The sequence below is a fragment of the Rubritalea spongiae genome, assembly GCF_042652385.1.
GTDB lineage: Bacteria > Verrucomicrobiota > Verrucomicrobiia > Verrucomicrobiales > Akkermansiaceae > Rubritalea > Rubritalea spongiae.
On the sequence record NZ_JBHSJM010000001.1, the window covers coordinates 3,463,490 to 3,482,873 of the forward strand.

General features: G+C 48.6%; 17 protein-coding genes and 1 other RNA gene. 11 read left to right on the plus strand and 7 right to left on the minus strand.

The features are described 5' to 3' along the window. The 6 genes from ACFPK9_RS15325 to ACFPK9_RS15350 are packed head-to-tail and all read left to right on the plus strand — an operon-like array spanning position 1 to position 6,886. Positions 1-975 carry a stage II sporulation protein M gene (locus tag ACFPK9_RS15325; protein ID WP_377096305.1) on the plus strand — a complete coding sequence of 325 codons (975 nt, stop codon included), beginning with the start codon at positions 1-3 and terminating at the stop codon, positions 973-975. Continuing rightward, positions 965-2,437, plus strand: a complete 1,473-nt coding sequence (locus ACFPK9_RS15330; RefSeq protein WP_377096308.1) for a hypothetical protein — start codon at positions 965-967, stop codon at positions 2,435-2,437. Before ACFPK9_RS15325 ends, ACFPK9_RS15330 begins: the two co-directional genes overlap by 11 nt. A 26-nt stretch (positions 2,438-2,463) precedes the next feature. Next, on the plus strand, positions 2,464-3,720 hold the full coding sequence (locus tag ACFPK9_RS15335; protein WP_377096310.1) for a DUF4350 domain-containing protein: 1,257 nt from the start codon (positions 2,464-2,466) through the stop codon (positions 3,718-3,720). 38 nt (positions 3,721-3,758) lie between these two features. Further along, positions 3,759-4,712, plus strand: a complete 954-nt coding sequence (locus ACFPK9_RS15340) for an AAA family ATPase (RefSeq protein WP_377096658.1) — start codon at positions 3,759-3,761, stop codon at positions 4,710-4,712. Between the two features lie 34 nt (positions 4,713-4,746). After that, positions 4,747-6,132 (plus strand): DUF58 domain-containing protein, encoded by a 1,386-nt coding sequence (locus tag ACFPK9_RS15345; RefSeq protein WP_377096313.1) that lies wholly within the window; start codon positions 4,747-4,749, stop codon positions 6,130-6,132. A 46-nt stretch (positions 6,133-6,178) separates the two neighbouring features. Next, positions 6,179-6,886, plus strand: coding sequence for an RluA family pseudouridine synthase (locus ACFPK9_RS15350; RefSeq protein ID WP_377096316.1), 708 nt, complete (start codon positions 6,179-6,181; stop codon positions 6,884-6,886). Between the two features lie 238 nt (positions 6,887-7,124). Here the strand turns inward: ACFPK9_RS15350 and ACFPK9_RS15355 are convergent, their stop codons facing one another. The 3 genes from ACFPK9_RS15355 to ACFPK9_RS15365 all read right to left on the minus strand — a co-directional run bounded on the left by ACFPK9_RS15355 (position 7,125) and on the right by ACFPK9_RS15365 (position 9,049). Further along, entirely contained in the window at positions 7,125-7,439 is a 315-nt protein-coding gene (locus ACFPK9_RS15355) for a HigA family addiction module antitoxin (protein ID WP_377096319.1), read from the minus strand. A gap of 10 nt (positions 7,440-7,449) precedes the next feature. Continuing rightward, positions 7,450-7,728 (minus strand): type II toxin-antitoxin system RelE/ParE family toxin, encoded by a 279-nt coding sequence (locus tag ACFPK9_RS15360; RefSeq protein WP_377096321.1) that lies wholly within the window; start codon positions 7,726-7,728, stop codon positions 7,450-7,452. A gap of 430 nt (positions 7,729-8,158) precedes the next feature. Further along, positions 8,159-9,049 (minus strand): DUF5718 family protein, encoded by an 891-nt coding sequence (locus tag ACFPK9_RS15365; RefSeq protein WP_377096324.1) that lies wholly within the window; start codon positions 9,047-9,049, stop codon positions 8,159-8,161. Positions 9,050-9,353: 304 nt separating this feature from the next. Between ACFPK9_RS15365 and ACFPK9_RS15370 the strand changes: the two genes are divergently transcribed. After that, complete coding sequence (locus tag ACFPK9_RS15370; RefSeq protein WP_377096327.1) at positions 9,354-11,075, plus strand: DUF389 domain-containing protein; 1,722 nt, start codon at positions 9,354-9,356, stop codon at positions 11,073-11,075. 28 nt (positions 11,076-11,103) lie between these two features. On the opposite strand, the gene ACFPK9_RS15375 is transcribed toward ACFPK9_RS15370, so the two are convergent. From ACFPK9_RS15375 to ribH, 4 genes are all read right to left on the minus strand, one after another. Then, positions 11,104-12,054, minus strand: coding sequence for an SAM-dependent methyltransferase (locus ACFPK9_RS15375; RefSeq protein WP_377096330.1), 951 nt, complete (start codon positions 12,052-12,054; stop codon positions 11,104-11,106). A 16-nt stretch (positions 12,055-12,070) separates the two neighbouring features. After that, the gene (locus ACFPK9_RS15380) at positions 12,071-14,218 is read right to left on the minus strand and encodes an AMP-binding protein (RefSeq protein ID WP_377096333.1); all 2,148 of its coding nucleotides are present in this window, start codon (positions 14,216-14,218) and stop codon (positions 12,071-12,073) included. A 277-nt stretch (positions 14,219-14,495) separates the two neighbouring features. Beyond that, positions 14,496-15,383, minus strand: coding sequence for a transcription antitermination factor NusB (gene nusB, locus ACFPK9_RS15385; RefSeq protein WP_377096335.1), 888 nt, complete (start codon positions 15,381-15,383; stop codon positions 14,496-14,498). Beyond that, the gene (gene ribH / locus ACFPK9_RS15390; protein ID WP_377096337.1) at positions 15,376-15,903 is read right to left on the minus strand and encodes a 6,7-dimethyl-8-ribityllumazine synthase; all 528 of its coding nucleotides are present in this window, start codon (positions 15,901-15,903) and stop codon (positions 15,376-15,378) included. Before ribH ends, nusB begins: the two co-directional genes overlap by 8 nt. 260 nt (positions 15,904-16,163) lie before the next feature. On the opposite strand from ribH, the gene ACFPK9_RS15395 reads away from it, so the two are divergent. The 4 genes from ACFPK9_RS15395 to ACFPK9_RS15410 all read left to right on the plus strand — a co-directional run bounded on the left by ACFPK9_RS15395 (position 16,164) and on the right by ACFPK9_RS15410 (position 19,271). Then, positions 16,164-16,643, plus strand: coding sequence for a PTS sugar transporter subunit IIA (locus tag ACFPK9_RS15395; protein WP_377096342.1), 480 nt, complete (start codon positions 16,164-16,166; stop codon positions 16,641-16,643). A gap of 29 nt (positions 16,644-16,672) precedes the next feature. Beyond that, complete coding sequence (gene argS, locus ACFPK9_RS15400; protein WP_377096346.1) at positions 16,673-18,430, plus strand: arginine--tRNA ligase; 1,758 nt, start codon at positions 16,673-16,675, stop codon at positions 18,428-18,430. A 113-nt stretch (positions 18,431-18,543) separates the two neighbouring features. After that, positions 18,544-18,939, plus strand: an RNA gene (gene rnpB, locus ACFPK9_RS15405) — RNase P RNA component class A. Between the two features lie 92 nt (positions 18,940-19,031). Continuing rightward, a complete protein-coding gene (locus ACFPK9_RS15410; RefSeq protein ID WP_377096349.1) occupies positions 19,032-19,271 on the plus strand; it encodes a hypothetical protein in 240 nt (79 codons plus the stop codon). Positions 19,272-19,384 lie beyond the last annotated feature (113 nt).

Here is a 19,384-nt window from a genome sequence, read left to right on the forward strand (position 1 = left end):
ATGGGGGGAAGTCAATTCGAACAGAAAAAATCTGAACAGTGGCGCGAGTACGATCGCCAAATGAAGCTGTTAGAGTCCGGCAAGAAGGGTGGTGAGATTGATGCAGAGAAGATTCCCAAAATGGTACGCGAGCGCTGCCAAGAGTTATCGATTGCGCGTCATCGGATGTACGGGGAAGCTGTTTGTGAATTTCTCAACCAACAAGTGATTCGTGGGCACAAGGTCTTGGCGAGAAGCTCGGGTGGATTTATTGAGAAAACACTCTACTTTTTTGCCGAAGAATTTCCACAGGTGATGCGCCGTGAGTGGAGGTTGCACATTTTGTGTTGGTTATTTTTCTTGATACCTCTGTTTGGGATGTGGATTTCGGTCCACTACGATTTAGATTGGGTACGGAGTATTTTAGGGAGCCATGGCATGGAGAATATGGATTCCATGTATGGTAAGAGTGAGAATGCGAACTTAAGTATGCGCGACGAGGCTGGAGCAAACTTCATGATGTTTGGCTTCTACGTGTACAACAATATTGGCATTGATTTTCAGATCATAGCAGGGGGGATTCTAGCAGGAGTGGGCAGCTTGTTTATTCTGCTGATGAATGGTTTAGGCATAGGTGGAGCGATGGCCTATGTGATAGAGTATGGTGATCCGGTGAAGTTCTTTAGCTTCGTGTCCGGGCATGCTCCTTACGAACTGACAGGTATGGTGGTGGCTGGAATGGCTGGAATGCGGATCGGCTTAGGGCTTCTGAATCCCGGTAGGATGTCGCGCGGGAGAGCATTGTTAGAAAGTGGTAAGAAAGGTCTACCTCTGGTTTACGGCGCGTTTTTTCTTACTTTCATCGCAGCTTGCGTGGAAGGGTTTTGGTCGGCTCATTATTTTGCTCCGTGGGTGAAATACACGGTTGGTTTTGTTGGGTGGGCATTGCTTATTGTTTATTTTGGATTTGTGGGAAGGGGGAAGCGTGAAGCTTGAAAAAGTAACTGCTGAGATTAGACCGCGCGGACGCTGGGAATCAATCGATCTGGGTTGTGCTTTGGTGCGTGAGAACTATGGAAAGGTAATCTCGGCGTGGCTGCTGACGGTAGTTCCTTTGTGGTTTCTGATCATTGCACTTTCGCAGATGTTGCCCTTTGAAGAGGGACGTCCATGGATCGCGGGGTTTTTATGTATTTGGATTTTGCCGTTTTGTGACCGAGTGCCATTGTTTGTGATTAGTCGCAGATTGTTTGGCGAAGACTCAACGTTCAGCGAGTTGCTGAGAGCGCTTCCTGGCATGTTTACGAGGAGGGCATTTGGCACTCTCTTGTTAGGGCCGCTCGATCTAGGGCGTGGGCTTTCTCAACCAGTGATGGAACTGGAGGGCTTGAAGCGCAAAGCGTATCGAGAGCGAGTGAGTTTGCTTTCTCGCAATGGTGGTGAGGGCGCGAGCCAAGCATCGTTGATCTGCCTCGTCTTAGTGTTAGCCTCGATTGTTTCGATGTTCTTTTTGTCTCTGAGTGTGCTGGCTTTGTTCGGAGATTCGGTGGTGTTAGAGGAATTTTGGGTCGATCACATTATGGGTAGCGATGCCGCATTCATTGAGGCGCCATACGTCTGGGCTTTGTTAGTTTTAGTGTTGTTGGCCATTACTTTAGTCGAGCCATTTTATGTGGGGGCTGGATTTGCGATTTATATCAATAGCCGGACAGTGACCGAAGGCTGGGATATCGAGTTGGCATTCAAGCGCATGAGTGAGCGGGTGAGTGGCATTTTAAAGAATACTGGTAAAACTATTGCGATGCTTCTTTGCGGTGGTCTCGGTTTTGGAGAGGTAACGGAAGCTTCAAACGAACGCTTAGAGCAAGTGATGGAGCATGAAGATTTCATTGTTCACACTGAAATTGTTGAAGTTCCCGTGAGTACTAATTCGTCGTCATCTTCTGGTTTCCAAAGCGGTGATTGGGGATTTGTCGGTCCGCTGGCTCAGTTCATTTTCTGGGCTGTATTGGCTGCGATAGTGGCGGGTCTTGTTTGGCTTATTTATTCTAACAGACATGTATTCACTGGGACGAAAGTTTCTGGACTATCGAAAGCTGAGCCTAAGGTCAGTTCTGTGATGGGAATGGATATCACTCCGGAGAGTTTGCCCGATGACATTGTGGCTGCTGCTCGTAAGGCGTGGGATGAGAGAAAATATCAAGAAGCGATGAGTCTTCTATACAGAGGGGCGATTTCAGCGATCGTACTGCAAGATGATGTAGAAATCTCTGATGGTGATACTGAACTTGATTGCTTGCGCTCGGTGCACTCGCAGATTTCTGATGAACGGGGTGAGTATTTTGATCGATTAACACATTGCTGGATGCGCTTAGCATACGGTTCAGCCGTTCCTAGTAATGAAGATGCTTCGTGGTTAATGCGAGCGTGGCCGTTTAGTAAGGGGGATGTGGCTTGAGGTATTTCTGGGCATGTATTTTCACAGTGTTTTTCTTAGCTTCGTGTTCTCGCGAGACTGAGGAAAAGGAAAACGTCATCGGCTATATGGGGAAGGCGCGTAAGAACCCGTACCTCGCTGCTGAACGCTATTTAGAAGCTGGTGGAAAAGTGGTGGAGAGTACGAGTGGGGTGCTCAAGTTTGATGAAGCTGATGGGACGGTGTTTGCGCCAGCTTCGAGTGTGCGCTCAGTGGGCGATGCAGAACGCATTCTTGAATGGGTAGCCGATGGTGGCCATTTCGTATGTTTTCTCGAACGCGGGGAAGAATTCTGGACTGATGTCGGCGGCTATCCAGATCATGAGCCAGAAGTTTGGGGTGAGTCCGAGGAGGATGAAATTAACAACGGCATCAACATGCTGTTAGAGGCTGTGGATTTGAAGCTCGAAGTGGATGAGGATTGGGAGAGCGCAGAAGATATTCTAGGAGATCTGGAGAAGACGGGCGAAGAAGAGAATGAAGCTTTAAAAAAAGCGAGGGAAGAGCGGCTCGATAAGATTGCACGAGGAAGGATTCTCCCCAGTTCGGAGGTGGTTGATATCTATTTCGATGATGAGCAAAGCTATGCTGCGCGGCTCGGCGGGATGAAATATTTCGAATCCATAGACGACACTTATTATATCGGTGATTGGTACGACATCGCTGACCATCATCGCTTCTTTAGTCGTTTGTATGGTTATTCTGAGCAGGGAAATGAATTTATGGGCAGGATTACATTTGTAAGTGAAGCCCGCTTGTTCCGGAATCCTTATTTGGAATTAGAGCAACATGCAGAGTTACTCGATGCGATGGTTGCCAACAATGAGCATGTTGAGTTTTCATTGGGCAAAATAAGAAGTTTTACTTCGATGCTAGGAGAGCATGCATCGAAGGCAATGTGGGCATTGTTCGTTCTGACTGTGTTGTGGCTATGGAAGAATTTACCGAGATTCGGGCCTTTGTTAGAGGTTACGGAGGGGCATTCTAGAAACTATCTAGAGCAGGTGCAGCACGTTGGTCGCTTCTTTTGGAGGCAAGAGCGGTCTGATGTTTTACTCAAAAGTTTACGAGAGGCGGTGCTCCAGAAGTCTGGCCACGCATTTTCTGAGCATCAGGATTCCAGTGTATTACTTGAAAAACTCAGTGAATCTTCTGGGATGAATCGAGAACAGATTACCGAAGCAATGACTCTGAAACAGGTCAAAGACTCCAGCACTATGGTGCGCATTACCAAAAATCTTCAAACCCTATTGAAACAATTATGAATGAATCACAAGAAACACTGGACAACTCAGCAGTGAGCATGGGTAGTTCGTCGACAGAGCAAAGTTATGTACAGCAACTGCGGGCAGAACTTCGGAGAGTAGTGTTTGGCCAAGACCTCGTTATTGATCAGGTGATTGCTACTTTTTTGGCTGGTGGTCACGTGCTGTTAGAAGGGAAGCCTGGATTAGGGAAAACCCATCTTGTGGTTGCTTTGGCCAATACATTTGGTGGGCAATTTGGACGCATTCAGTTCACGCCCGACTTGATGCCGTCTGATGTGACTGGCTTCACACTTTACGATATGAAGAGTCAGACATTTCAGGTGCGCAAGGGGCCCATTTTTACGAATCTTTTGTTAGCTGATGAAATTAACCGCTCACCGGCAAAAACGCAGGCTGCATTGTTAGAAGTGATGCAGGAACGGCAGGTGACGATCGATGGGGAGACGATTAAACTCACTCCACCCTTTATGGCATTGGCCACGCAGAACCCTATTGAACAAGAGGGAACCTACCCTCTGCCTGAAGCTCAGCTTGATCGATTTTTGATGAAGGTAGTGATCGACTATCCATCGATTAAGGACGAGACAAAGATTGTGAGAGATGTGACTAGTGGAGCTGGCTTGAGTCCCGCTTCAGTGAAACAACTCAGCTCTCCAGAGGATATCGTGAAGATTCAAGAGGAAGTCGCTCACATTCGCTGTGTCGATGAGGTAGTCGATTATGCAGTCAATATTGTGCGTGCGACCCGAAATACACAGGGGATTAGTTTAGGGGCAGGAACTCGCGGAGCGATTAGTCTTGTTAAAATCGCGAAGACCTATGCTTATATGGCTGGCCGTGATTATGTGATTCCTGATGATATTAAGCAATCAGCTCTTCCTGTGCTTCGTCACCGAGTTCAGTTGAGTCCCGAGCTGGCGATTAGTGGGCAGAAAGTCGATGATGCACTTCTGAGTATCGTAGCTTCGGTGGAGGCGCCACGTCAGTAAATTTTCAATGATTGGTCCTCACCATTTGGCCTCCATGAGTGGCTTTATAGGATTTTTCGTCAGTGCTTTGTTTTATCTTAGCCCTGTCATTGCAATCTTAGTGCTCTGGAAGAAAGGGCGCTGTAAGCCAAGTAACTTGGCGATATCTTGTGGCTTTGTATGGCTGGGGATTGGAATTCTCGTTTCAATATTGCCTGAGCTCACACAATTGTGGTGGATAGCATTGGCTGTCTGGGTGGCGTTGATGTTGATAGATTTGGTGATTGTGCTAGCGATACCAAAGTTGGAGGTTGAACGCGTTTTGCCGACACGTTTTGCGATCGATCAAGAATCGGTAGTTGAGTTAAAGATTAGCAACTGCTCACGCTTCCCCGTAAAAGTCAGAGTGTATGATGGTTTGCCTGAAATTGCGGAAAGCGATGGTTTACCCTGGAGTGGAGGCATTGATGCGAAGAAGCATCTAAAGTTAGAATACCCGGTGCGTTTTAGAGAACGCGGCATGTGGGAAGTGGATGCGGCGCACATTGAGTATCGGGGTTTGTTAGGGTTTTGGACACGTCAGCTGCGCGCTGGTGAGACCCAGAGTACACGGGTTTATCCTAACTATGAGCCAGTGGTTCAGTTTGCTTTGTTAGCAATGGAGAACAGCCCTGAGCAAATGGGAATCGTACTGAAGAATAGGGCTGGGATGAGTAAGGACTTTCATCAGCTGCGCGACTATCAGCTCGGTGACACGCTTTCTAAAGTGGACTGGAAGGCGACTTCTAAGAAACGTCATTTGATCAGTCGCGAATTCCAAGAGCAACGTGATCAGACCTTGATTCTAGCAGTCGATTGTGGCCAACGGATGCGCGCGGTGGATGGGGATATTCCTCAGTTTGACCATTGTCTCAATGCAATGCTATTGCTGTCTTATGTGGCATTAAAGCAAGGAGATAAGGTGGGCATTTTGAGCTTTGGGGGAGAAGAGCGATGGTTGCCACCTGTGAAAGGTGTGAGCTCTATGACTACGATTTTGAACCATCTTTATGATTATCAAACAACTACTTCTCCGAGTGATTATGCAGAAGCGGCAGAGAGATTGTTAGTGCGTCAGCGTAGGCGCGCGATGGTGGTATTTTTGAGTAATGTACGCGGAGAGGATGGGGCTGACTTGATAGAGCCGCTGCGATTGGTGAGACAGAAGCATCTTACTCTGTTAGCTAATCTCCGTGAAAAAGAGGTGATGGACCGGATGGATGAGCCTGTGGTGAGTTTGGATGATGCGCTCGCAGTTGGTGCGACTCAGATGTATCTCGATGATCGTGCTGCCATTTTGAAAGAGCTGCATGAGCACGGTATTCAATCGGTCGATGCGACAGCGCAGGAGCTTCCTGTGGCACTTGCTAATGCTTATTTAGCGGCGAGAGATGCGGTGTAGCGAAAGCTGCGCTTTCGAATGTTGAATGAAAAATGTTGAGTTTTGAATGAGTGAGGAGTTAGCAATTTTGTATCAGGATGAATGGTTGGTGGTGATTGATAAGCCGGCTGGTTATTTGGTGCACCCAGCTCGGGAGCCGCAGGAGGGTGACTTGGTGGCGATGAAGATCCTTCGTGATCAGATTGGCAAACGTGTTTATACGATTCATCGGCTGGATCGGCCGACATCAGGCGTGCTCTTGTTAGGGCTAGACAAGAAGGTGGCGCATCACTTGCACAAAGCGCTGGAGTATCACGATTTTGAGAAAAAGTATTGGGCGGTGGTGCAGGGAGTGTCAGAGCAAAACAGTTGGGAATGCCATGTGCCGATTCAGAAAGATGAGGGGGCGCCAGTTCGTGAAGCGCACACCAGCTTTAAGGTGTTAGAGAGTTATCAACATCCGGCTTTGGCTGACCAGCCATGCAGTGAGGAAAATCAAGGGAACACGCTTAGTTTGATAGAAGCTGTTCCGCACACAGGCCGTTTCCATCAGATTCGTCGGCATTTACTCGATACTGATCTGCCAATCGTGGGGGATTACCGTTACGCTGGGATCGAACGCTGCGACCAGCTCGGCCAACTGCTAGGCACAGGTACGAGAATGTTGCTTCAAGCTAAGAGCTTAAGTATCGCCCATCCCGTGACAGGCGAATCACTGACTTTCACTGCGCCTGTTGGGGAGAATTTTAAGAAGTGCTTTCCTAGTTTGGGGTGATTTCCTAACCGCGAAAGACGCGAAAGTTTTTTCAGGTACTTGCGTGAGTATGCTATTAAGTAAATCGATGGCTTGGCATTAATTGACATACTGACTGTTAGAAGTGTGTATGTATTTTTTTGTAGTTTGCTTAGTGCGCAGTTGTCGACTGGGTGGGCGGAGAATGGATGGAGCTTTCGGACCACAGATTGGAATGATTAGCTCAGATTTTTTTTGGGGGGAGTGCTGGTTCAGGAGCTTAGGCGCTGAGGGTTTCGGCGCGGGGGATGTTTTTGGTGAGCTCTTTGGCTTGCTTGCGCAGGGCGCGGAAGTCGCATTCGACTTGGAGGCCATGCCAAAATTCGGGGGATTGGTCGAAAAAGGCGCCAAAGCGGATCGACATTTGTGGAGTGATCGAGCGTTTGCCGTGGACGATTTCATTGATCGCACGCGGAGCGACGCCAATCGCGCGGGCCATGGCATTCTGGGAAATCCCCATTGGCTCTAAGTATTCCTCGAGCAAGATCTCGCCGGGTGTGATCGGTGGGTTCATGGGTATAACGTATGACGTCATAAGGGTGTTGTCAATGGTAGTCGACCATGGCGACATCGGCTGGTCCGGCATCGGTCCAACGGAAGACGATGCGCCATTGTTGGTTGATGCGAATGGAATGTTGCCCTGAGCGCTCCCCCTTGAGTGCTTCGAGTCGGTTACCGGGAGGAACACGGAGGTCATCGAGTTTGCCGGCGCGGTTCATTTGGATCAGCTTCCTCAGCGCAACTCGTGAAATTGCCCGAAAACGGCGGCTCTTTTCTTCATGGAAAAGGTGCGCGGTTTCTTTGCAGGCGAAGGATTGGATCACCTGAATAGATTAGTTGAGACTAGGATAATCGGGCAAGGGATATTGATCCTGTAGATAAATAGAGATTGATCGTGTGTTGCGGTCGTCTTCCTATTTGACAATCTGATAGAAATACGTGGAGCGCTGATGCATGGCATCGGAGAAGGGGATGCGGTTGTGGGTGGGAACTATTGCGGAGCGTGTTGGCTTGGTCGTTTCTATTTTCATCCGTAGACACAGGGTTGCGCTCTATGAGCTTACTCTAGGCTAAGATGGGGGAGGCCTTTGGTCTCTATGTTATGGGAGTTGATGTTTATTTTGCGTGAAAATAGTTACAGGGGGGAATCTCGTTGCGGTTTATGTGGTGAGTGTGAGTCTAATCATTATGAGGTATCTCAGGGAATTGAGCCCGAGAAGGGGGGGCATTTTATGCGGAAAATGCAGAGCTTAGTTAGATTGAGGTGGTGGCCAGGGCGGAGGTGGTAACGGATTGTTGGAGGATGATGAGGGAGCCTTCGTTTTTGAGTGGAGAGTTGTTTGTCAGGGAGGTTTGGATGTCGGTGTTGGTGTGGTGGGAGGCGTCGTAGGCGATGATGAAGATTTCGTCGTTTTCTTGGAGGAAGCGTTGGTTGCTGTTGCCGAAGTCTGAGTAGCAGGTGGCGCCGATGGCGATGATGCCGTAGGCGGGTTTGGAGTAGGCAAGCATTGCGCTGAGGGGTTCGAGTGGGCCGTGATCAGTCTGGGTGTTGATTTGGTTTACCATCCAGTCGACGAGGGTTTGGTTGAAATAGCAGTAGTCGGATACGGCGGTATCTTTGCCGTACTGGAGAAATTCACCGTTGCGCTTGAGATAGCAGGTGAGGCGAAAGCTATCGATGGTGCCACCTGGGAGGTTGAAGTCGTTGATAGGGAGGATGTCTTTTGACATACCCTGGGTGGCTTCTCCCCAGTTTTTTTTGATGCTGATTTTTGGAGCGTTGACACGGCGGGAGCAATCGTTGAAGGCTGTGAAACCGAGGACATCGAGGTCTTCGACAGAAGTCTCTGAGGCGTCGGAGGCGTAGGTGAATTTTACAACGAGAGCGATTTCAGGCTCTGGCTGGAGCACTGGCTCGCCATTGTGGTTAAGTTTGTCGCTTGAGAGTGGGTTGGTGCCAAGGAAACTATCGTGGCCTGGGATATACCATGGGAAGATCCCTTTGGGAGCGTTTTCGAGGGCAACGACCTCCTTAAAGTCGTCAGCTTCGCCTGCCTGATTGAGGTGTTCGGCTTGGTTGCCAGCGATGCCGAGTCCGACCCAGTTTTGGTTGTTTGTGAGTTCTGAAAGTGTAGTGAAGTGCATGGCGGAAGTAGTAAGGAAAAAGGGAGAAGGATAAAGGGGAAAGTGAGCCTTCGGTTTAGGTCGTGTGGACAAATTACTTCACCACACGACTGGGTTGTCTTAGATGTTTAAATTGGTTGGCTAGATGGGTTTGTAAAAAGCCTTGTGGCTGTCTGTGACGCTGTGTGGAATTTATGAAATTTTGTGGAATGCTGTGGTTACGTGGGTGATGTTGTGAATTGGGAGTTGAAGCTGCGCTAGAAACTTTTATTACGACATAGTGAATATTCTGTTAGTCGTAAGAGATCAAAATACTGCAGCTGGGATGAAGCGGTGGTGTGTTCGGTTTGCTGGAGAGGGTGGAAAGCTTGGTTTGTTGCGGGTAGAGGAGGGGCACAGTAAGCTGACAGAACAGTGGAGCGAAGAAGATGTTCATGCATGGTGGGGTGAGGGTGGAGTGCCAGAGGGTAGTGAGTTTGGAATGTTAGAGGCAGTAAATGTCTCGAAGTCTATTCACGCCGTTGTAAAGGAGCGGAAGCCTGACTTGTTAGTGTTACAGGACAGGATTTCACATCCTGAGGTGTATCGAAAAGCGATTCAGTATCTAGTGGATGAGGTAGACTGTGCTGTGATGGTGATGCGTTTGGGGGAAGGTGCTGGTGAGCGGGTGTTATTGCCGTGTGCAGGTGGGCCGCATTCAAGAAGGGGGTTGAAGATAGCAGCGGATGCTTTGGGTAGAAACCTGACGGCATTTTTGGTGGAGCCAGATGTGGATGAGGTGTCTCGGGAAGTAGGTGAGATGCAGTTAGCTCGTTTTCTCAAGAAGTCGGGAGTGAAAGAGGATGTGGTTTCAACAAAGGCGGTCGTACATAGTGATGTTTTTGAGGCAATACATGAAGAAATCCATTCTGAGTCTTATGGGATGTTATTGATCGGAGCTTCTGGTGCGGGGTCGATTAGAAAGAAACTTTTTGGCACTGTCCCTGATAGGTTGATGCGTGGGGATGAGGGGATGAGTGTGGGAATCATTCGTGGGGAGCGTTCGACGAAGCATCAGCTGCGGAATCGTCTGGAGCGGATGATGATGCTTTCAATCCCCCAACTGAAGCGGAGTGAAAGGGTTTTGTTATTCGATGAAGTGGAAGACAAAGCGCGTTGGTCGTTTGATTTCGCTGCTTTGATGGCTTTATCGACAGGTATCGCCTCGTTAGGTCTTCTCGCTAACAGTGGGGCAGTAGTGATTGGGGCAATGTTAGTGGCGCCTCTAATGACTCCACTTTTGGGAGGTGGACTTTCAGTGGTTCAGGGAAATTGGCCATTGTGGAAGAATTGTCAGAAGGCGGTGGGTTTAGGTTTCTTGTTCGCCTTGAGCGTGGCGTTCGGTTTTGGGGTTTTCGCTCGATTCTTAGGCTTGGGACTGACTGACGAATTATTAGCGCGTGGAGCTCCGAGTATTCTCGATCTGGGGGTAGCGTTTATCTCGGGGATTGCGGCGAGTTATTGTTTGGCTCGTCCGAAGCTGAGTGGCGCATTGGCTGGGGTTGCTATTGCCGCGGCTTTGGTTCCACCGATTGCAACAGTGGGAATTTGCTTAGCATTGCAGAAATTTGAGGTGTCGCAAGGAGCGGCGATTTTGTTTGGAACGAATGTGGTAGCAATCGTGTTAGGGAGTGCGGCCAACTTTTTTATGGCGGGTATCCGCGGTCGTTCATCGAGCTCGGCGGCATGGGCGAAGCGTACGGCGATTGTTTTTACCCTTTGTTTAGTAGGCTTGATGGTGCCCTTATCCTCTGCGATTGTGAACAAGATTGCTGGTGATGCTGATTTGACTAATCGTTTCGGAAGAACGGCTGAAAACTATGGTGTACGCGTGAATCAGGTGCGCAGGCTAACACCGAGCGATGGGCAGCAAGTGCTTGAAATTACCGTGGATGCGACGAAGAAGGTTTCGAAGGACTGTGTATCTGATTTTCAGAATGAAGCGAATTTGCACACCAATCAGCCTGTGAAGGTGCGAGTGATTACGCGATTAGTTACCGAGCTCTAGTGAAGGTGAACTGTGTTGTTCACAGGGTTTAGAATGCGGGTTTTTGGATTAGCACTTTAAATGCTGCGCCAGGACCATCTGGGTGAAGGAGGTAGAGGTCTTGGGTTGTGTTCCGTGCGAAGGGGGTGAGGAAGGAGGTTTGATCCGTGAGTGAAATGGTTTCTAGTCCTAACTCATTTCCCCATTCGATGAGGTCCGTGAAATTGACGTCAGCAGTGAGGTCTTGATGGCCGACATTCTGATAGATTGCTGGGCCAGTTAGGTTTTCGTGGTGGAAGAATGCTCGGATAGTGCCTTGAGGGCGGCGATGGTAGATGTCTGGGTAGGTGTCTCCGTAGTCGATAGTAATCATTTCACCATCTCGCCATGAGGTGATCCACTCTTCGAGCCACTGGTGGTAGGATTCATGGACTTCGACTCGGTGGCTTTCTGGGTGCTTTGGGTTGAGAGCTGAGGAGTCGGGGAGTGATGAGGCGGGGAGGAAGGTTTCGGTTTGGTTGTCGCAATGCAGTTCTAACCAATCATTTTGGATGCGGTGAAAAATACGGACAGGGAATGCATCGACTAGTTCGTTAGAAAAGATGATGGCACGGCCTCCAGCGGATTTGAGGGCATCGCGAGGGGTGTCGTGCCAGAGGACTCGGTGGCTCTTGAGCCGTTGTTGTTGAATTTTACGTAGAGGTTCTGAGGTGTCTACGATGTGGTAGTGGAGCTTAAGCCTTTGGATAAAGGGGAGCGACTTGATGATAGATTCTGCTAGAGATCCGTCACCTGCACCAATTTCAATTAAGTGGAAGCTTCCAGGATTTTCTTTGAGCCAATTGGTTGCGCGATCAGCGATAGCAGCTCCGAGAGTGGGGCTGAGAGTGGCAGTGGTTGAGAAATCGCCTTGGTGACCGACGGTGCGGATTTTTTTTGCATAATAGCCATGGTCTGGATCATGCAGGGCAAATTGCATGAAGGAGTCGAATCTAGGCACGGAGATATTAGGGGGCTTATTGGACTTGTTTGGCAAGAGCCTCACAGGCTTTGATGTCGAGTTTTCCTGAAGCTAAAACAGGGATTTCTTCCACGGGAAGGATTTGTTTAGGGCACCAGAGTGAGGGGATCCCTTGATCGAGGAGACGGTAGCGTAGATCGAGGCATTCTTGTTCGAGGGCGACACCTGCGATGGTGGAAAGAATAGCGATGGCTTCTCCTTTTTTCTCATCAGGGATACCTACGACGGCAATTTTCCGCTCGGTTTCTTCATCGAGGCCGAGAGCGTGGTTGATAGCGGCTTCGACGGTTTCATGGGGAACCATTTCGCCTCCAATTTTTGAGAATCGGGAAATACGGCCTTCGATTGTTAGGAAACCATCGGAATCTAGACGTCCGACGTCGCCAGTTTTAAACCAACCATCTTGAATGACTTCATCGGTTTTTTCCTGATTGTTCAGGTATCCTGGGAAAATATTGGCGCCTTTCATCCAGATGATTCCACTTTGATCGAGAGGTAAGGGAGCATCGCTTGAAGGGTCTGTGAGTTTTACGGCAATGCCGGGAAGGAAATTTCCGACTGTGCTGGGGCGGGATGAGCGGATGGTTGCAATATTTTCTACGTCAGAATTTTCAGGTAGATTGACGTTGGTGGCTGGGGAGGTTTCGGTGAGGCCGTACCCTTCTTGCGGATGAATACCGAATTTTTCAGCAAAGGTCTCAGCGAGGTTTTGCGGTAGTTTTTCGGCGCCGGTGACGACGAGTTGAAGCGACTTTAGTTGTTCAGGGTTCACTCTGCGCATATAGCCGCGGAGGAATGTGGGGGTGGAAAGGAGGAGGATGATTTTGTGTTGCTCGATGAGTTCAGCGATGCGCTTAGAGTCGAGTGGGCTCGGGTTAGTAATCAGGTTTAGGCCTTCGATACATGGGAACCAGAGGGTGACAGTGCAGCCAAAGCTGTGAAAGAGCGGCAGAGAGCCGAGAATGTTAGAGTTTTCTGGTAGGTTGAGACGGGTGCCGAATTGGCAGACATTGGCCAAGACATTTCGGTGCGTTAGCGGTACACCTTTTGGTTCTCCGGAAGAGCCGGAAGTGAAGAGAAGGATGGCTTCTTTATCTCCACCGTCGTTGGAGATTTTGAGCATTTTAGCGAGTACCGTGGTGGGGAGAATTTTTGAAAGAACCACCCAGCGGGTGATTTGTTTCTTCATGGCTGGCAGTACGCGTTCGATGTAGATGAGGTCTCTGTTCGGTGGCCAGGCGAAGTCAGGCATTTTCCGGACGAAGGGGTCAGCAGTGATAAATTTATCGATGTCTGCTTGTTGGATCGAGGACTGCACTGCAGTTTTACTGGCGGTGAAGTTGAGATTAACTGGAGTTTTCCCAGCAAAGATAGCCGCGAGGTTAGCGATGAGACCGCCGGGACCTGGTGGGAGAATAATACCAATACGCTTCTTATTCGTTTCGTTTTGGAGATGCTTGGATAAGGCGATGGCTGCACCGAGGATGATGTCATAGGTCTTTTCCTGATCGTTGGTGCCATCGACCACTTTTGATTTACTGTGTCGTTTCAGTCCAGCGAGTAGCGCGTATCCAAGTGAGCCATTTAGAAAAGAACGTGAAGAAAAGGCTTCTTCAAATGCGATCATCAGCTCTTGGCGGAATTGGGAGACTGAGCACTGACTGGGGGTGAGTAGCTTGCCAAACACGAGGATGGCACTCGGCAGCGAGTTTGGACTTTCGATGCTTAAGGAAAGTTCTCTAGGAATGTGAACGGCGAGCGGAAGAGTCGGAAGATCAAGTGCGCAGATGGCGGTTAGAGTCTCGCCAGTAATGTGGATGGAGGTGCCATTAAGGCAGTTCACTTGGCCAGGGAGAAAGATGGCAATACCATCGCTGCCGAGGTCGGAGAGGATGTTTTTGCCGACTTGCTGAAGCCCTAGGTCAGTCTGGCTGAATGCGATGACTTCCCTTTTAGACTGTTTGAGATAATTTTCCGTGGATGGGGAAAGGGCTACGTTTTCTTCGCACAGCCAAATTATTTTACGATGAGCGAGGAGCTTCTCGAGTTCAATGAGTTCTGAGTGGTCGAGCCTACCAGGGAGGATGAGTGTTGGCTCATTAGGGATTCTCTCTCGGTGGATGTATTTGATAGCTTTGCTCATTTTCAGGACGTGCGGAGTAGGGCTGTTGGTCTAGTAGTCGACGGAGGCATCATCTGCTGAAGACCTCTCATCTAGCAAGGAAATCTTTATCGATGATTGTGTTAGAATTTTCGATGATACTAGGAATTGATTGTGAACTGAGTGTGGTGTCAGTTTGATCGATCAAATAGTATGATATATATAAGTAAACCTCACAAAAAAAGAGCTCCAGTCTCAGAGAGAGCACTCAATGAAACTGAAGCTTAGGAAAAAACCTAGAAAAACTAGGGATATGAACTTACGCGTCGATTTTAGCGATTTTGTCTAGGACACCGTTGATGAAACGGGGTGACTCATTGGAGCCAAAGCGGCGGGAGATTTCGATGCATTCGTTGATCGTGACAGGGGCAGGGATTTCTTCTTTGAAGAAGATTTCGTAGGTGCCGAGTCTGAGGATTGCTCGATCGACTGGATCGATGCGCTCAGGTTTGTAGTTGTCGACAATTTTTTCGATTGTGGAATCGAGTTCAGCTTTTTTGGAAACGATGGCGCGAGAGAGGGAATCGACTTCCTTACGGAAACTCTCCATTTTATCGTTCGTTTCTTGGATATGTTTGATGTCTGGGTGGTCTGCGAACTCTTTAGGGTTCTGAACCATTACGATTCTATCAGAAACTCGTTGGAGACCGTCGATAGCAGCCTTGATTGGGGTGAGGCGCTTGTTGATGTATGGGAAGTCTTGTAGTTGGAGGTTCCAGCGGGTGCGCAGGTCAGTGAGTTGGCTGTTGAGGGTGTAGAGATCATTCAAGGCTGCTGAGAGCTCTGGATCTGGAGTTTCAACACCGGGGTCGTAGAGACGCTGGATACGATCAATAATAGATTGCCACTTGCTTTCGAGCTTAAGGAGATGATCGAGAGCTTTCTTTACTTTTTCTGCTTCAGGGTCGGTAGAGATGATGGCGATAGAGTCAGCACTGCGTTCTACCAATTTATTGTGACGTGATTCACGTCCTTGATTCAAGTGAAGAACTGCTTTTGCAGATGCTTTGATAAGCTTGCTTTGGTCCGACTCGAGAGCGAGTTCCCAAAAGGTTTCGGAAAGGTTTTCAGCGGCCGCTCCACCTTCGAGGTCGGAACAATAAAGGAACTGAATGGCGGATTCTCTGATGGCGCGTCTACTATGCATTGCTGGGATAAGATCGAGTTGATTTCTTTTTGTTGCCTTGGTGAAGTCCAAGGTCGGAGAACAACTCGAGCATGGTGTGTGCGGAGCGGGCAGCTTCGCGGCCTCGATTGAGTTGAGATCCGATGCAGCGTGCGTACGCTTGCTTTTCGTCATCTACAAGAAGAACTTCATGAATTACTGGAATTTTTGTTTCGCAGGCGAGTTTTTGCAATGAATTGGTGACAGATTCTGCGACGAGGTCACCGTGTTGTGTTTTTCCACGAATGATAAGGCCGAGAGTGATGAGCACGGATGGCTTGTTATCTTGAGCGAGCAGCGCGGCGCTAGCTACTGGGATTTCAAAAGCTCCAGGAACACGGGCAATGGTGATGTTGGCATTTGGGTTAATCTCTTTGAGCTCGTTACATGCATTTTCGACAAGCGCGTCGGTGAACTCTTGGTTGTAGTTAGATGCAACGATGCAGATTTCGGACTGAGATTGAGAAACGTGGCGAGGACGAGGTGGTAGTGCCGTTGACATGGTGCATTATATGAAATGTGGCAAATGATATGTCAATAGTTTCAATGGGGGGAATCATGGACAGACCATGTGGGAAAATTGCATCACCGCACGACCGGGTTGTATTTGAAGTGAAATGGGTTCTCATCGAGCAGAGCATCGATTCGCCCATGTGGCCTCGACAAAAGGGACTTGCTTTGTCAGCGATTCCTATTTAAGCCCACATATGCTTCGCCACTTGGCATACACGCTGTGCCAGCTGTCGAGGCTCTCTACACATTATGAAATTAGCGAGCTTATTGACTAATGACCAAGTGATCCTTGATATGAAATCTGAGGAGCACTGGCCAGCGATCGTAGAACTTGTCGAACACCTTGACCGTCACGAGTTTCTTAAGGGAGAGAAAAAGGAAGATGTTTTAGAAGCTCTGCAGACACGAGAAGATCAGATTAGTACGGGGATTGGCAGTGGAGTGGCTATTCCGCATGCATTTTCAGAAAAGCTTGATCACGTGGTGGCTGTTTTTGGTCGTTCAAAGGAAGGCATCGACTTCGAAGCTCTGGATAATGCGCCAGTAAATTTTGTCTTATTATTTGTGGTACCTAAGAAGGATTACCACATGCATCTTCAAACTTTAGCAGCGATTGCTAAGTTGTTTAATAATTGTGAGGTGCGTCAACATCTCGCAGCGGCTGAGACTCGAGAAGAGGTGATTGATATCCTTGGTTCTCGTCCTTCACGCATTCACTGTGAACGTTAAGAGGCGTGAGTCTCTATTAAATTTTCGATATGCAAACGATTTTAGAAGTTTTAGAATCGCGGCTTCATGCTGCGCTGACAACAGCAGGGATTGAGGTTCCTGAAGGTTTTCCTGTGAAGGTAGTAGCCGCGGCTGATCTGCGCCACGGTGACTATCAGGCTAACACGGCGATGGCCTTGGCGAAGCGTTTAAAAATGAATCCGCGTGAGCTTGCTGCCAAGCTGGTTGAGGCATTTGAAGCTGAGGATGTCGCTGATCTAGACATTGCGGGTCCAGGGTTTATTAATTTCACTATTAAGCCAGAAGCTTGGAGCAGAAAAGCTGGCGAGCTGGTGGGTGATGCTCGCTTGGGCGTGAGTGAAGTTGCCGATCCGAAGACGATTGTCGTAGATTTTTCAGCTCCAAACGTGGCGAAGCCGATGCATGTGGGGCACATTCGCTCAACGATCATTGGTGATTCTCTTACAAGGATTTCACGTTTTCTCGGTCATAAGGTGATTACTGACAATCACATTGGTGATTGGGGGACACAGTTCGGGATGGTGATTTATGGCTGGAAAAATCTCCTGGACGAACCTGCGCTAGAAGCTGATCCACTCCAAGAGCTCCTCCGCATTTACCGAGCGGTAAATGCATTGTGCAAAGAAGATGAAGCAATCAAAGACCTCTGCCGCGACGAATTGGTGAAGCTACAAGGTGGTGATACTGAAAACTTCGCTATCTGGCAAAGATGCGTGGAAGTGTCTAAAGTAGGACTCAATAAAATTTACGACCGACTCGATGTGAATTTCGATCACTGGCTTGGTGAGAGTTACTACAATAACGAGCTGGCGCCTTTGGTTAAAGCTTTAGCTGATGAAGGGCTCGCTCGTGAAAGTGATGGAGCTTTATGTATTTTTTCAGGCGAAACTCTCCCTCCCAAGCAGGATCCTTTTAAGGAGAAGCGGGATGGCGAATGGAGTGATCTGCCGATGATTGTTCGAAAGAAAGATGGTGGATTTAATTACGCGACAACTGATATTGCGACTGTCGATTATCGTCTCGATCAGTGGCAAGCCGACAAGATCTGGTATGTAGTGGATGCGCGGCAAGGCTTACACTTTAGGCAACTTTTTGACGTTGCTGAGCGCCGCGGATGTTCTGCAGAGCTCGAGCATGTTTCTTTTGGAACCATTCTCGGGAAAGATGGAAAACCATTGAAGACTCGCGATGGTGACCTGCCTCAGCTTGCTGATGTGCTAGATGATGCGATAAAAGCATCTCGGGCTGTTCTAGATGAGAAATCTAACGACCTTTCAGAGGTAGAAAAAGAAGAGTTGGCGAAGGTGGTTGGTATTGGTTCTGTGAAGTTTACCGAGCTTTCTCACAATCGCGCTTCTGATTATATTTTTGATCTAGAAAAAATGGTCGCCCTGCAGGGAGACACTGCTCCTTATTTACAGTACAGTTCAGTGCGTGTGAGTTCAATTTTCAGAAAACTGGAAGAAGAGGTCGAGCTTGATGCAGAAGGCGTGAAGGTGACTGAGGAGGGCGAAATCAACCTTGTTCGCACTCTGTCGAAGTTTGGAGAAGTATTACCGACTGTGCTTGATGATTTGAAGCCGAATATTCTTTCCGCCTACTTACTGGATCTGGCAAAGGCATTCCATAGCTTTTTCGAAGCATGTCCTGTGTTGAAGAGCGAAGGAGATGTCCGCAAGACTCGTCTCGTGCTTTGTGCCGTTACCGGACGCATTCTTAAGCAGGGGCTTGGGCTGTTAGGGATTCAGGTGCCTGAGAGAATGTAATAGTTCTATCGCACATTTGATAGAAGCAAAAGCGAAGCGCTCTTTTTGTGGTGCTGTGGAGAAGGGCTAGAAAATTCTTGCTCAGAGAGTAAAAGTGACTAGTTTGCAAGTCCATCGCTCTCCGGGTGATCGCTGTCGTGGCCTTTCGAGGCTGACGGCAGAGGAAAGTCCGGACACCGTAGGGAAACGCGCCTCTTGAAGAAGGAGGGATGCTGGGTTCAAGCTCAGTAGACGGACAGTGCAGCAGAGAGTAGACCGCCGATGGATCTTAGGATCACAGGTAAGGGTGAAAGGGTGGAGTAAGAGACCACCGCGCAGTTGGCAACAGCTGTGGCACGGTAAACCCCGCGTGGTGCAAGACAAAACAGAGGAAGGGTGCCCGCCCGACTAGAATCCTCGGGTATTAGTCGCACGACAGCTTCGGCTGCGTCTGGTTTTGGCCAGGAGACAAATGATCACACAGCTCTCTCGGGAGTGGACAGAATCCGGCTTACAGGAGGGCGATGGACAATTTTAATGGGGTGAATTATAGAGAGTTGGGTAGAGGCTTAGGTTTTATCTGGGCTTGTTAGCGGGTATATTTATTGTTAGACAGATCTGTATGCGGCTTCTATTTGGTTTGTTGATTTCTTTCAGTGTGGTTTCTTGTGTATCAGTGGAGGAGCCTGCTGTAGTGCTCAGTGGTGAATCAGTGTACAAAGCGCCGCAGCCAGATGTGTATGCCTTTGTGCATGCGCACGGTGATCACTGGCATAGTCATCATACGCGTGAAAATCATGTTCATCCGAATCATCAGTGGGATTTAGTAGAGGATATAGAGCTTGAAGGGCTGGTGGATTAAATAGATCCCGATTTTATTTTCAAATCATTTCAGGCTATCTAATAGGTAGTTCAATTTCGCTGATTATAATTCAAGTAATCCGGCTGATTCAAGAGAGCTGGGAAGCTAAAAAA

What these genes read in the sequence shown, in the direction of transcription:
- ACFPK9_RS15370 (WP_377096327.1), top strand. Translation starts at nt 9,354, where the DNA reads ATGAAGCGGTGGTGTGTTCGGTTTGCTGGAGAGGGTGGAAAGCTTGGT.
- argS (WP_377096346.1), top strand. Translation starts at nt 16,673, where the DNA reads ATGCAAACGATTTTAGAAGTTTTAGAATCGCGGCTTCATGCTGCGCTG.
- ACFPK9_RS15365 (WP_377096324.1), bottom strand. Translation starts at nt 9,049, where the DNA reads ATGCACTTCACTACACTTTCAGAACTCACAAACAACCAAAACTGGGTC.
- nusB (WP_377096335.1), bottom strand. Translation starts at nt 15,383, where the DNA reads ATGCATAGTAGACGCGCCATCAGAGAATCCGCCATTCAGTTCCTTTAT.
- ACFPK9_RS15340 (WP_377096658.1), top strand. Translation starts at nt 3,759, where the DNA reads ATGGGTAGTTCGTCGACAGAGCAAAGTTATGTACAGCAACTGCGGGCA.
- ACFPK9_RS15355 (WP_377096319.1), bottom strand. Translation starts at nt 7,439, where the DNA reads ATGACGTCATACGTTATACCCATGAACCCACCGATCACACCCGGCGAG.
- ACFPK9_RS15350 (WP_377096316.1), top strand. Translation starts at nt 6,179, where the DNA reads ATGAGTGAGGAGTTAGCAATTTTGTATCAGGATGAATGGTTGGTGGTG.
- ACFPK9_RS15410 (WP_377096349.1), top strand. Translation starts at nt 19,032, where the DNA reads ATGCGGCTTCTATTTGGTTTGTTGATTTCTTTCAGTGTGGTTTCTTGT.
- ACFPK9_RS15395 (WP_377096342.1), top strand. Translation starts at nt 16,164, where the DNA reads ATGAAATTAGCGAGCTTATTGACTAATGACCAAGTGATCCTTGATATG.
- ACFPK9_RS15380 (WP_377096333.1), bottom strand. Translation starts at nt 14,218, where the DNA reads ATGAGCAAAGCTATCAAATACATCCACCGAGAGAGAATCCCTAATGAG.
- ACFPK9_RS15325 (WP_377096305.1), top strand. Translation starts at nt 1, where the DNA reads ATGGGGGGAAGTCAATTCGAACAGAAAAAATCTGAACAGTGGCGCGAG.
- ACFPK9_RS15345 (WP_377096313.1), top strand. Translation starts at nt 4,747, where the DNA reads ATGAGTGGCTTTATAGGATTTTTCGTCAGTGCTTTGTTTTATCTTAGC.
- ribH (WP_377096337.1), bottom strand. Translation starts at nt 15,903, where the DNA reads ATGTCAACGGCACTACCACCTCGTCCTCGCCACGTTTCTCAATCTCAG.